The 12,775-nt window shown below is 69.2% G+C and carries 11 protein-coding genes and 1 tRNA gene; 3 read left to right on the forward strand and 9 right to left on the reverse strand.

Going from position 1 to position 12,775, the window contains the following annotated elements:
• Positions 1–42: 42 nt before the first annotated feature.
• Together clpB and VET29_RS13975 are read right to left on the reverse strand one after the other, a co-directional pair.
• On the reverse strand, positions 43–2,634 hold the full coding sequence (gene clpB / locus VET29_RS13970; RefSeq protein ID WP_324919938.1) for an ATP-dependent chaperone ClpB: 2,592 nt from the start codon (positions 2,632–2,634) through the stop codon (positions 43–45).
• Positions 2,635–2,903: 269 nt separating this feature from the next.
• Complete coding sequence (locus VET29_RS13975) at positions 2,904–3,683, reverse strand: pyridoxamine 5'-phosphate oxidase family protein (protein WP_324919939.1); 780 nt, start codon at positions 3,681–3,683, stop codon at positions 2,904–2,906.
• 311 nt (positions 3,684–3,994) lie between these two features.
• Here VET29_RS13975 and VET29_RS13980 point away from each other — a divergent pair, with 311 nt between their 5' ends.
• On the forward strand, positions 3,995–5,095 hold the full coding sequence (locus VET29_RS13980) for an FAD-binding oxidoreductase (RefSeq protein ID WP_324919940.1): 1,101 nt from the start codon (positions 3,995–3,997) through the stop codon (positions 5,093–5,095).
• Here VET29_RS13980 and VET29_RS13985 read toward each other — a convergent pair.
• From VET29_RS13985 to VET29_RS14010, 6 genes are all read right to left on the reverse strand, one after another.
• Positions 5,082–5,576 carry a GNAT family N-acetyltransferase gene (locus tag VET29_RS13985; protein ID WP_324919941.1) on the reverse strand — a complete coding sequence of 165 codons (495 nt, stop codon included), beginning with the start codon at positions 5,574–5,576 and terminating at the stop codon, positions 5,082–5,084. The genes VET29_RS13980 and VET29_RS13985 overlap by 14 nt on opposite strands.
• An 81-nt stretch (positions 5,577–5,657) precedes the next feature.
• Positions 5,658–6,086: a heat shock protein transcriptional repressor HspR gene (locus VET29_RS13990; protein WP_324919942.1), complete on the reverse strand. Its 429-nt coding sequence runs from the start codon at positions 6,084–6,086 to the stop codon at positions 5,658–5,660.
• Positions 6,087–6,089: 3 nt separating this feature from the next.
• On the reverse strand, positions 6,090–7,289 hold the full coding sequence (gene dnaJ / locus VET29_RS13995) for a molecular chaperone DnaJ (RefSeq protein ID WP_324919943.1): 1,200 nt from the start codon (positions 7,287–7,289) through the stop codon (positions 6,090–6,092).
• 21 nt (positions 7,290–7,310) lie between these two features.
• Positions 7,311–8,033, reverse strand: coding sequence for a nucleotide exchange factor GrpE (gene grpE, locus VET29_RS14000; RefSeq protein WP_324919945.1), 723 nt, complete (start codon positions 8,031–8,033; stop codon positions 7,311–7,313).
• Positions 8,030–9,886 (reverse strand): molecular chaperone DnaK, encoded by a 1,857-nt coding sequence (gene dnaK, locus VET29_RS14005; RefSeq protein ID WP_324919947.1) that lies wholly within the window; start codon positions 9,884–9,886, stop codon positions 8,030–8,032. Before dnaK ends, grpE begins: the two co-directional genes overlap by 4 nt.
• Before the next feature lie 149 nt (positions 9,887–10,035).
• Positions 10,036–10,761: a DUF4097 family beta strand repeat-containing protein gene (locus tag VET29_RS14010; RefSeq protein WP_324919949.1), complete on the reverse strand. Its 726-nt coding sequence runs from the start codon at positions 10,759–10,761 to the stop codon at positions 10,036–10,038.
• A 165-nt stretch (positions 10,762–10,926) separates the two neighbouring features.
• On the opposite strand from VET29_RS14010, the gene VET29_RS14015 reads away from it, so the two are divergent.
• The gene (locus VET29_RS14015; RefSeq protein WP_324919951.1) at positions 10,927–12,120 is read left to right on the forward strand and encodes an MFS transporter; all 1,194 of its coding nucleotides are present in this window, start codon (positions 10,927–10,929) and stop codon (positions 12,118–12,120) included.
• On the opposite strand, the gene dcd is transcribed toward VET29_RS14015, so the two are convergent.
• On the reverse strand, positions 12,076–12,657 hold the full coding sequence (dcd, locus tag VET29_RS14020; RefSeq protein ID WP_324919953.1) for a dCTP deaminase: 582 nt from the start codon (positions 12,655–12,657) through the stop codon (positions 12,076–12,078). The two genes, VET29_RS14015 and dcd, sit on opposite strands and share 45 nt — an antisense overlap.
• Positions 12,658–12,703: 46 nt before the next feature.
• On the opposite strand from dcd, the gene VET29_RS14025 reads away from it, so the two are divergent.
• Positions 12,704–12,774 (forward strand) — tRNA-Gly (locus VET29_RS14025).
• Position 12,775 lies beyond the last annotated feature (1 nt).

The following is a 12,775-nucleotide window of genomic DNA, read 5'->3' on the forward strand; positions in this document are numbered from 1 at the left end:
TGCACGCGGGACTCGCTGTGTTTGAACGCGGGACTCGCGGGGTTATAGGGCGCGGCCGACTATCAGGGCCGAGTTGTCCGGGAGTACGTCTACGCGGACCGTGTCGCCGTCGCCGATCTCGCCCGACAGGAGGGCCTTGGCCAGTTGGTCGCCGATGGCCGAGGAGACCAGCCTGCGCAGTGGGCGGGCGCCGTACAGCGGGTCGAACCCGTTGAGTGCCAGCCATTCGCGGGCTCCGGGGCGCACGTCGAGCGTGAGCCGGCGGGCGGCGAGGCGGCGGCCAAGGGCGCCGATCTGGATGTCGACGATCTGGGTCAGCTCCTCGGTCGCCAGCGCGTGGAACACCACCACGTCGTCGAGCCGGTTGAGGAACTCCGGCTTGAAGTGGCGCTGCACCACCGAGAGCACGGCGTCCTTGCGACCCTGCTCGTCGAGGTTCACGTCGGCGATGGCCTGCGAGCCGAGGTTCGACGTCAGCACCAGGATCGTGTTGCGGAAGTCGACCGTGCGGCCCTGGCCGTCGGTCAGCCTGCCGTCGTCGAGAACCTGCAGCAGCACGTCGAACACGTCCGGGTGCGCCTTCTCGACCTCGTCCAGCAGCACCACCGTGTACGGGCGCCGCCGCACGGACTCGGTCAGCTGGCCGCCCTGGTCGTAGCCGACGTACCCGGGCGGGGCGCCGACCAGCCGCGCGACCGAGTGCTTCTCCGAGTACTCGGACATGTCGATGCGGACCATGGCCCGCTCGTCGTCGAACAGGAACTCGGCGAGCGCCTTGGCCAGCTCGGTCTTGCCGACGCCGGTCGGGCCGAGGAACAGGAACGAGCCGGTCGGGCGGTCCGGGTCGGCGACGCCGGCACGAGCCCGGCGGACCGCGTCGGACACCGCACGCACGGCCTCTTCCTGGCCGACGACCCGCTGGGCAAGCGCGTCCTCCATGCGCAGCAGCTTGGCGGTCTCACCCTCCAGCAGCCGGCCGGCCGGGATGCCGGTCCACGCCGAGACCACGTCGGCGACGTCGTCGGGGCCGACCTCCTCCTTGAGCATGGCCTTCTCCTCGGCCCGCTCGGCGGTGGCGGTGGCGGTCTCCAGGTCCTTCTCCAGCGCCGGAATACGGCCGTACCGCAGCTCGGCGGCCCGGCCCAGGTCGCCGTCGCGCTCGGCCCGCTCCGACTCGCCCCGCAGCTGTTCCAGCTGCTCCTTGAGGTCGCGGACGTTCTCGATGACGCCCTTCTCGTTCTGCCAGCGGGCGGTCAGCGCGGTGAGCGCCTCCTGCTTCTCGGCCAGCTCGGCACGCAGGGCGGCGAGCCGCTGCTTCGACGCGGGGTCGTCCTCCTTCTCGAGCGCCATCTCCTCGATCTCCAGGCGCCGGACGGCCCGCTCGACCTCGTCGATCTCGACGGGCCGGGAGTCGATCTCCATGCGCAGCCGGGACGCGGCCTCGTCGACCAGGTCGATGGCCTTGTCCGGCAGGAAGCGCGCGGTGATGTACCGGTCGGAGAGCGTGGACGCGGCGACCAGCGAGGAGTCGGTGATCCGCACACCGTGGTGCACCTCGTACCGCTCCTTGAGGCCGCGCAGGATCGCGACGGTGTCCTCGACGGACGGCTCGCCGACCAGCACCTGCTGGAACCGGCGCTCCAGCGCGGCGTCCTTCTCGATGTGCTGGCGGTACTCGTCGAGCGTGGTGGCGCCGACCATCCGCAGCTCACCGCGGGCCAGCATCGGCTTGATCATGTTGCCGGCGTCCATCGCGCCCTCGCCTGTCGCGCCCGCACCGACGATGGTGTGCAGCTCGTCGATGAACGTGATGACCTGGCCGGCCGACTCGGTGATCTCCTTGAGGACCGCCTTGAGCCGCTCCTCGAACTCGCCGCGGAACTTGGCGCCGGCGACCATCGCGCCGAGGTCGAGCGCGACCACGCGCTTGCCGAGCAGGGACTGCGGCACGTCGCCGGCCACGATCCGCTGCGCTAGCCCCTCGACGATGGCGGTCTTGCCGACGCCGGGCTCGCCGATGAGGACCGGGTTGTTCTTGGTCCGCCGGGACAGCACCTGCACGACCCGGCGGATCTCCGCGTCGCGGCCGATGACGGGGTCGAGCTCGCCCTTGCGGGCCCGCTCGGTCAGGTCGAGGCCGTACTTCTCCAGTGCCTTGTAGGTCGACTCCGGGTCCGGGCTCGTGACCCGGGCCGAGCCGCGGACCTTGGCGAAGGCCTCGCGCAGCGCGTCCGGCGTCGCGCCGTGACGGTTCAGCAGCTGGGCGACGGGGCCGCCGGCGGCGGCGAGGCCGACCAGGAGGTGCTCGGTGGAGACGAACTCGTCACCCATCTCGGTGGCGAGCTTCTGGGCGTGCGTGACCGAGCGCAGGGCGTCGGTGTCGAGCTGCGGCGCCGACACGGTCGACCCGGTCGCCGACGGCAGGGAGTTGGCGAGCTGGTCGAGCTCCTTGCGGACGACGTTCGGGTCGGCCCCGACGGCCGACAGCAGGGGCGCGGTCAGTCCGTCGCCCTGCGCGAGCAGCGCGCCGAGCAGGTGCACCGCCTTGACGTCCGGGTTGCCGGCCACGGTCGCGGCCTGCGCGGCGGCCGAGATGGCCTGCTGTGTCTTCGTCGTCGGGTTGAAGGCGTCCATGGGTCCCCTCGTGTGCGTGCTCGTACTCACTATGCACAACGTCAGCAAAGTTGAGTGTGTTCCGCTCAAGTCCGACTTCGTCTTGGACTAGCGCAAGGTCACGATGCTCGGGTTCGCTCTCACCCACATGTCCTAGCAGGGTTGTCCACAGCAGGCACCTGGTTGTCCACAATCCCCAGGTGCCTATCCACAGGCTGTGTGCAAGATGCGTTCTGACAGCGTTCTGTCAGAACGATCAACGAAAGTGCTACCGCCGATCGAGTGAATGGTCAGCCCAGTAGTGAGTGACCGGCGGTCTGGCGAGCACGCACACCGAAGTAGTCGGCGCCCTTGCGCTTCATGTCGTCCGTGCCCCAGTCGCGTTCGCGGGGGACGGGTTCCAGGCGCGGGATGTGCTTGCGGCAGTGCACGTAAGTCTCCTCCACGTGCACGACCACCCAGCGTTCGGGGGTGCGGCCACGGTCCTGCGCCTTGGGCAGCGCGGGGTGCTCGGCACGCAGCTCGCGGTCGTCGATGATGCTCGCCCGGCCGTTGACGTGCAGGCCGATCAGGTCCCGTACGAAGTCGATCATCAGGACGGCGACGTGCGGGTTCTCGCTGATGTTGCCGAGGCTCGCGAGGACGCCGTTGCCGCGGTACTCCGGGTAGGCGATCCGCTTCGGGTCGAGGACGTGCAGGAAGCCGGGCGGCCCGGCACGAAAGCTGGAGTCGCACTCGCCTCCGGCGTCCGCGGTGCTGATGAAGGCCATCTCCATGCGCTCGACGAACTCGGCCATCTCCGGGTTGAGGTGGTCGAGCACCTGGTCGCGGTAGAAACGCTCGGCCCGCTCGGCGGTGCCGTAGGTCTGCTGGAGGAGACGCTCGCCGTCACAGCCAGGAAGGGTGGAGACTCCGCCGAACGGGTGAAATTCGATGGTCGGCGGGTCTACTGCGGGTATGTGTGCAGGGGCAGCGGGCTGCGGTGCGGGTTCGGCGGATGGTTCGGCGAACTCGAGGCTGTGCAGGGCCGCGTCGGCTACACCGGTGGGAGTCACCAGATCAGGACGCACGTCGGACACGTTTTCATAACGGCGAGGTGAATGCGAGACCCGCCCCCGGCCTGTCGCCGAACGGGTCGCCCGATCGTCCGAAGGGGACGACTTTGCGTAGTGGTCCCTCACACGAAAGTGTCAGGAGGGCGGACAACCGGGGAGTTTCCGTCTAGGGTCCTGGTGTCGGGGACGGACGACGACCACGGTGGCGGGGCGTCTTCCCCGTACGCCGAGAGGTGGACTGTGTCCCGACCATGACAGCCAACGCCGTTGTGAGCCCATTACCGAGCCAGGACGGTCCTGCGACGACCGAGGGTCCCGTAGCGACCATGGTGCGCCTGGTACGCGAGAGCTTCGCGGTCGCGGAGCCGTACGCCGACAAGGTGGCCGAGCTTTTCTACGCCACCTTGTTCAGCATCGCGCCCGTGACCCGCGAGATGTTTCCCGTGAACATGGAGGTTCAGCGTTCGCGTCTGTTACGTGCCCTCGTCCACATCGTGCAGATGGTGGATCGCCCGGACGACCTCATGCCGTTCCTGCGGCAGCTCGGGCGTGACCACCGCAAGTTCGGCGTGATCACCGAGCACTACGAGGCCGTGGGGATGGCCCTGCTGTCGTCCGTCAAGGCCTACGCCCGTCCCGCGTGGACCGAGGACGTCGAGCGCGCGTGGGCGGAGGCCTACACGATCATGGCGCGGGCCATGCTGGAGGCGGCCAACTCCGAGAACGGCCCCTCGTGGTGGAACGGCATGGTCGTGGAGCGGCACCGCCTGGCCAGGGACCTCGCCGTGGTCCGGGTCCAACCGGACTACGCGGTGCCCTACCAGCCGGGCCAGTACGTGAGCGTCGAGGTGCCCCAACGCCCGCGCATGTGGCGTTACTTCACCCCGGCGACGGCCCCCCGCGAGGACGGCCTGCTGGAGTTCCACATCCGCACCGTCGACGGCGGCTGGGTGTCACGGGCGGTGGTGGGCCACGGGGAGATCGGCGACGTGTGGCGAATCGGGCCGCCGATGGGACGCCTGGCGGTGAACAGGGAGTCCGGCCGCGACATCCTGATGGTCGCCGGCGGCACCGGCGTGGCCCCGATGCGCGCGATCATCGACCACCTGTCCCAGTGGGGCGAGAACCCGAACGTCACGCTGTTCTTCGGCGGCCGCACCCGGGCCGACCTGTACGACCTGGAGAACCTCCAGGCGATGGCGGCGAGCAACCCGTGGCTGCGGGTCGTGCCGGTCCTGGAGGCGGAGGCACGGCCCAACATGGAACAGGGCACCCTGGCCGACGCGGTGACCCGCTATGGGGCGTGGGCGGATCACGACGTCCTGGTCTCGGGCTCACCGGGCATGGTCAGGTCGACGGTGTCGAGGATGCTGGTGGCGGGCACGGCCCTGGACCGCATCGTCTACGACCCGTTCACAGTGGACTGACCACTCGCTCCATACACACCAGCCGGTCCCGCTCGTCCCACGGCTCCACGACTGCGAAGCCGAACCGCTCGTAGAGTGCGACGGCCCCGGCACGCCAGTCCCACACCGAGAGCCGCACCGTGCATCGGCCGGCATGCGCGAGGGCGGCGCGGAGCAGGCTGGTGGCGACGCCCCGGCCTCGGCACGCGGGGTCCGTCCACAGTCGCTTGATCTCCACTCGACCACCGACCGCGGCCGTGACCACCACACAGCCGACGGCGGTGTGGTCGTCGAGTGCCACCAGGACAGCGTCCCGGGCGAACGCGGCCCGCGGATCCAGGACCTCTGCCCGGTACCGGGCCGGCAGCTCGTGCACGCCGGTGACGACGTTGCCCTTCTCGGCCTCGGTCCGCAGGTGGTAGGCGGCCAGCAACCCGGCCAACCCGTCCTGGTCCGACCAGCGAACGACCCGCGAACTGGAGCTGATGAGGCACCTCCTCACGGAGCCCTGCGTCCACATGCGAAAGCGAGCCCCCACCGGCGCCGTCCCGGATGGACCGGCGCGGTGTCGGGGCTCGCTTTGCTATCTCTTGCGGGGTTTCCAGACCACCAGGGCCGTCTGCCGGGAGATCGGCACCAGCTCGTTCCGATAGGACCGGTGGATGGCCGCCGCGGCCTGTTCCGCCGCGGCATGGACCGCGGCCAGTTCTTCCGTCAGTTCGACAAGGCGCTCGCGCAGCGCGTCGACCTCACGTTCCAGTTCGATGATGCGTTTGATCCCCGCGAGGTTGACGCCCTGTTCCTGGGAGAGCCGCTGGACCTCGCGCAGGAGGGCGATGTCCCGCATCGAGTACCGGCGGCCACCGCCCGAGGTCCGGCCCGGGGACACCAGGCCCATGCGGTCGTAGCCGCGCAGGGTCTGGGCGTGCAGGCCGGACAGCTCGGCCGCCACCGAGATGACGAAGACCGGTGTGTCCTCGTCGGCCCCCGGGGGGAACGGAACGCCCTTCATCGCCTAGCTCCGTTTCTCCAGCATCGCGGTCAGCTCGGGCCGGGGGTCCTGTCCGCCGGTCGCGGCGGCGTACGCCTCCAGCGCGGCCTTCGCGGAGTCGTCGAGCTTGGCCGGGACCGCCACCTGCAGTGTCACCAGCAGGTCACCGGTCTGGCCGTCGCGACGGACGATTCCCTTGCCACGCACGCGAAGTACCCGCCCGCTGGACGTGCCCTGCGGCACGCGCAACGTCACCTTGCCGTCCAGCGTCGGCACCTCGAGTGTGGTGCCGAGCGCCAGCTCGGAGAAGGTCACGGGCACCTTCAGTGTCAGATCGTTGCCCGATCGGCCGAACACCGCGTGCGGGGTCACGTGCACGCGGACGTACAGGTCGCCGGCGTGGCCACCACCGTTGCCCGGCTCACCCTGGCCGGCCAGCCGGATCCGTTGGTCGTCGTCGACGCCCGCGGGGATCCGGACGGTCAGGGTCCGGGACTTCGTGCTCACCCCGTCGCCGCCGCACTCCGGACACGGGTCGTCGACGATCCGGCCCGTCCCACGGCAGTCGCGGCACGGCTCGCTGAACGCGAACGCGCCCTGCGAGCGGCTGACCAGACCGGCGCCCGCACACGTGGGACACGTGCGGGGCGTGGTGCCCGGCTTGGCGCCGGAACCCTTGCAGGTGTCGCAGGTGCTCGGGCTGGAAAGGCGCAACGGGACGGTCGCGCCCTTCACCGCCTCCACGAAGTCGATGCGGACCTCGGTCTCCACGTCGGCGCCCCGCCGCGGCCGGTTGGCCGCCGTCTGGGCGCTGCCGCGGCGACCGAACAGGTTGCCGAGCAGGTCGCTGATCCCGCCACCGGCGGCGGCGCCGCCGGGCTGCTGCTGCCCGGCGAACAGGTCGCTGAAGTCGAAACCTCCGCCGCCGCTGCCGCTGCCGCTGCCCCCACCGAAACCACCGAAGCCGCCGGGACGGAACCCGCCGGAGCCGAAGAGCCGGCGGGCCTCGTCGTACTGCTTGCGCTTCTCCTGGTCGCCGAGCACGCCGTAGGCCTCCGACACGGACTTGAACCGCGCCTCCGCCTGGGTGTTGCCCGGGTTGGCGTCCGGGTGCAGCTCACGTGCGAGCTTCCGGTACGCCTTCTTGATCTCGGCCTCGCTCGCGTCGGACGAGACGCCCAACTCGCGGTAGAAGTCCTTGTCTATCCAGTCCCTAGCACTCACCGGACGTCCCCTCCTCCCTGCTCAGTCCTTGTCAGCCGCGCCATCGGGATTGTTGGGGTCGTACCAGTCCTTCGAGGGCATCGACGGCTCCTCGTCGGCGGCCTCCTCGACCACCACCGGCGCCGGCTCGTGGTCGGTGACCGCGACGAGCGCGGCCCGCACCACCCGGTCGCCGAAGCGGTAGCCGCGGCGTAGCACCGCGGTCACCGTCGGGCCCGTGACGTCCGGCGACGTGTCGTGCTGGACGGCCTCGTGCACGGCGGGGTCGAACTCCTCGCCCTCGTGCCCGAACGCCTCCAGCCCCGTGCGCTCCAGCGTGGCGCCGAGCTTGTCCGCCACCGCCTTGAACGCACCGGTCAGGTCGCCGTGCTGTGCCGCCCGGTCGATGTCGTCGAGCACGGACAGCAACTCGGTCGCCACCGACGCCTTCGCGGTGTTGACCACGACCTCGCGGTCGCGGTCGACACGCTTGCGGTAGTTGGCGTACTCCGCCTGCAGCCGCTGTAGGTCGGCGGTCCGCTCGTCCAGCTGGGCCTTCAACTCGGCTTCCTGGCTCGGGACCGCCTCGATCACCGCTTCCTCGGGCACCGAGGCCAGATCGGGCTCCGGCGCACCGAGCCCCGTCTCCGGGGCCGGTGGCCGGATCTCGCCTGTCTCCGGATCGATGCGCCGCCGATCACGCACCACTACGCGCGGCTCCTCTCCGTTGCCTGCGTCGTCGCCGTCAGGCTTGGACGAACTCACTTCTTGTCCTCGTCGACGATCTCGGCGTCCACGACTTCCTCGGCGCCCGCGGAGCTCGACGCCTGCTCACCACCGGTGGCGCCGGCGCCCGCGTCCTGGGACTGCGTCGCACCGCTCTGCGCGTAGATCGCGGAGCCCATGGCCTGCGACTCGGTCGCGAGCGTCTCCATCGCGGTCTTGATGGCCGCGACGTCGGTGCCCTTCAGCGACTCCTGCGCGTCCTTGATGGCGGCGTTGACCTTGTCCTTGACCTCGGCCGGGATCTTCTCGTCGTTGTCCTTGACGAACTTCTCCGTCTGGTAGACGAGCGTCTCGGCCTGGTTGCGGGTCTCGGCCTCCTCGCGGCGCGCCTTGTCCTCCTCGGCGTGCGCCTCCGCGTCCTTGACCATGCGGTCGATGTCCTCCTTCGGCAGCGCCGAGCCGCCGGTGATGGTCATCGACTGTTCCTTGCCGGTGCCGAGGTCCTTCGCGCTGACGTGCACGATGCCGTTCGCGTCGATGTCGAAGGTGACCTCGATCTGCGGCACGCCACGCGGTGCCGGCGGGATGCCGGTGAGGTCGAAGGTGCCCAGCTTCTTGTTGTGCACCGCGATCTCACGCTCACCCTGGAAGACCTGGATGCCGACCGTGGTCTGGCCGTCGTCCGCGGTGGAGAAGATCTCCGAACGCTTGGTCGGGATGGTCGTGTTGCGCTCGATCAGCTTGGTGAACACGCCGCCCTTGGTCTCGATGCCCAGCGACAACGGGGTCACGTCCAGCAGCAGGACGTCCTTGACCTCACCGCGCAACACACCGGCCTGCAGCGCCGCACCGATCGCGACGACCTCGTCCGGGTTCACGCCCTTGTTCGGCTCCTGGCCGCCGGTCAGCTCCTTGACCAGGTCGGACACGGCCGGCATACGGGTCGAGCCGCCCACGAGCACGACGTGGTCGATGTCGCCGACCTTGATGCCGGCGTCCTTGATCACGTTGTTGAACGGGGCACGGGTGCGGTCCAGCAGGTCGCTGGTGATCCGCTGGAACTCGGCACGCGACAGCGTCTCGTCCAGGAACAGCGGGTTCTTGTCCGAGTCGACCGTGATGTAGGGCAGGTTGATGTTCGCGCTGTTCGAGCTGGACAGCTCGATCTTCGCCTTCTCCGCGGCCTCCCGGATGCGCTGGAGCGCCATCTTGTCCTTGGTGAGGTCGATGCCCGCGGACTGCTTGAACTTGTCGACCAGCCAGTCGACGATCCGCTGGTCCCAGTCGTCGCCGCCGAGGTGGTTGTCACCGGACGTCGCACGGACCTCGACCACGCCCTCGCCGATCTCCAGCAGCGACACGTCGAACGTGCCACCACCGAGGTCGAAAACGAGGATGGTCTGCTCCTTCTCGCCCTTGTCCAGGCCGTAGGCCAGCGCGGCCGCGGTCGGCTCGTTCACGATCCGCAGCACGTTCAGGCCGGCGATCTGCCCGGCCTCCTTGGTGGCCTGCCGCTGGGCGTCCTCGAAGTACGCCGGGACGGTGATGACCGCGTCGGTGATCGGCTCGCCGAGGTAGGCCTCGGCGTCCCGCTTGAGCTTCATCAGCACACGCGCGCTGATCTCCTGCGGGCTGTACTTCTTGTCGTCGATCACCGTCTGCCAGTCGGTGCCCATGTGCCGCTTGACCGAGCGGACCGTACGGTCCACGTTGGTCACGGCCTGGTTCTTCGCGGGCTGACCAGTCAGCACCTCGCCGTTCTTGGCGAAGGCGACGATGGACGGTGTCGTCCGAGAACCCTCGGAGTTGGCGATCACCGTCGGCTCACCGCCCTCGAGGACAGCGACGACGGAGTTGGTCGTCCCCAGGTCGATTCCGACCGCTCGCGCCATTTGGTTTCCTCCTGCTTTCTGCTCCTGTGTGGGTTGAGTGGCTCCCACTCAAGTCTGCCGTCGACCTCGATCACTCGTCAAACCAGACTTGAGCCCCTGACACTCAACCTTCCTGACCGGCACAACGAACGACCGGGGCGCTGTGTTCCCTACGCGGGCTTCAATGTCACGCTGCCGCTGTCGGTCCGCAGGCTGATCTTGGGACCGGTGGTGCCGTCGCCGATGTCGTTGACGACGTCGGCGCCGTCGCTGTCGTCCTGGTCGGTCTGGATGTCGACCTGGTAGCCGGCCTTCGGCACCGTCACGTCCACGTTGCCACTCGAGGTGGTCGCGGTGACGGCGTTTGCCGAGGTCAGACCGACAGTGACGTTGCCTGACTCGGCACCCGCCACGACGTTACCCCCGATGGCCGACAGGTCGACGTCGCCGGACTGGGTCTTGGCGTTCACCGCGCCGTCGACGTCCCGGACGGTGATGTTGCCGGACTCGGCCTCGACGTTCACGTGGGCGACGCCGGTGAGTTCGACGTCACCCGAGTCGACGTGACCACTGACCTGGGTGCCCTTCGGCACGGTGACCTCGTAGCTGACCCCGCAGTTGCGGTCCGGGCAGTTCTCGAGGACCAGCGCGCGGCCGTCCATGTGGTAGGTCTTGCCCGGTTTGTCGTTGTGGTAGCGGACGGTCCGGTGAACCTCGAAGGTGTCGCCGACGGTGATCTTGACGTCCCCGGAGTCGTTGGCGAACCGCACCTCGCTGACCGGGCCGGAGAGCGACTCGCTGTCGCTGAAGGTGGTGGTCCTGTCCCAGTCGCACGCCGTCAGCAACAGACCGCCGGCCACGACGGTGGCTCCGGCCAGCACGTGCCTGATCCGCATTGATCCCCCTCTGCTCAGGTTTCCTGTGGCCTCGACGCTATGGCGCACGGGAGTACGCAGACATCCGGGACACCCCCGACCCATCCCTGGGGCCACCCTCACCGCGGTTCTCATCGAATGGGAAGACGTTCCCAACATTCAGGAGCCGGGAGTTACTGTGCAGGCATGCGACGCTGGTTCATCCTCACTGTTGGACTGATCGCGCAGGCGACGACGTGCAGTTTTCTGTACGGGCTGCCGTTCCTGATCCCGGCACTGGAGGCGGACCACGGCCTGTCGCTGACGACGGCAAGCCTGCTGATCTCGGCGCCGCTGCTGGGGCTGCTGGGGGCACTGATCGCGTGGGGCGCGGCGGCCGACCGTTTCGGCGAACGCACGGTGATGACGATCGGCCTGGCGCTGACCGGTGTGCTGTTGCTGGCAAGCCTGGCGCTGCCGGGTTTCGTGTTGTTCGGGGCCGGGCTGTTGCTGGCGGGGGCGTGCGCGGCGTCGGTGAACGCGGCGAGCGGACGGGTGGTGCTGGGTTGGTTCAGCGCCCGCGAACGTGGGCTGGCGATGGGAATCCGGCAGACCGCCCAACCGGTGGGGGTCGGCATCGCGGCCGCTTCCCTGCCCCCGCTGGCCGCCGCTCACGGCTTCGCGACGGCCGTGGCACTACCGGCGGTGCTGTGCCTGATGTCGGCGGTGCTGGTGTGGTTCGTGGTGGTGGACCCACCACGCCCACCCCGGACCGTGGCGGCGGCGACGTCCCCGTACACCGGCCCATCGGCGACCACGCTGGTGCGCCTGCACGCGGCGAGCGCGATGCTGGTGATCCCACAGTTCGTGTCGGCGACGTTCGCGGTGACGTACCTGGTGTCGTCCCGCGGGTGGAGCCCGATCGCGGCGGGTCAGCTCGTGGCGGTGGTACAGGTGGTGGGCGCCGGCGGCCGCATCCTGGCCGGGGTGTGGTCGGACCGCGCCGAGAGCCGAATGCGCCCGATGCGGCTGATAGCGGTGTTCGCCCTGGCCTCGATGGTGTCGTGGGCGGTGGGAGACGCACTGGACTCGTGGCTGGCGGTGGCCGCACTGGTAACGGCATTGGTAGTGACGGTGACCGACAACGGCCTGGGCTTCACCGCGACGGCGGAGCTGGCGGGCCCGTTCTGGGCCGGCCGGGCCCTGGGCGTGCAGAACACCGGCCAGAACGTCGCGGCGATGGCCGCGGCACCACTGTTCAGCACGTTGATCATCGCGTTCGGCTACCCCGTGGCACTGCTGCTGGCGGCGGTGTTTCCCGCGGCGGGGGCGGTGCTGACACCGGTCGCGGGCGAGTCAGCGGCGCGTGTCGACGCGGTGGAAGTTGAGGTACGCCCGTGAGGGGGTGGGCCCACGCTGCCCCTGGTAACGGGAGCCGGCTTGCTGTGACCCGTATGGGTTCTCGGCCGCGCTGGTGAGCCGGAAGAGACAGAGCTGACCGATCTTCATGCCCGGCCAGAGCGTGATGGGCAGGTTGGCGACGTTCGAGAGCTCGAGGGTGATGTGCCCCTCGAACCCCGGATCGATGAACCCGGCGGTCGAGTGCGTGAGCAGCCCGAGCCGGCCGAGCGAGGACTTCCCCTCGAGCCGCCCGGCAAGATCGTCGGGAAGGTCGACCCCCTCGAAGGTCGACCCGAGCACGAACTCCCCGGGATGGAGGACGAAGGGCTCGTCGTCGGTGGTCTCGACCAGCGTGGTGAGGTCGTCCTGCCGCTGCCTGGGGTCGATGTGGGTGTACTTGGTGTTGTTGAACACCCGGAAGAACCGATCAAGCCGCACGTCGATACTCGAGGGCTGGATCATGGCCTCATCCAGGGGCTCGACCCGAAGCCGCCCCGAGGCGAGTTCCTTGCGCAGGTCACCGTCGCTCAACAACACCCGCTCACCCTAGCGAGCCCCCACCATGTAAGCTCACCAGCGCTCTGCGGATGTAGTTCAATGGTAGAACATCAGCTTCCCAAGCTGAGAACGCGGGTTCGATTCCCGTCATCCGCTC

Source organism: Actinophytocola sp. (assembly GCF_035634895.1).
Classification (GTDB): Bacteria; Actinomycetota; Actinomycetes; order Mycobacteriales; family Pseudonocardiaceae; genus Actinophytocola.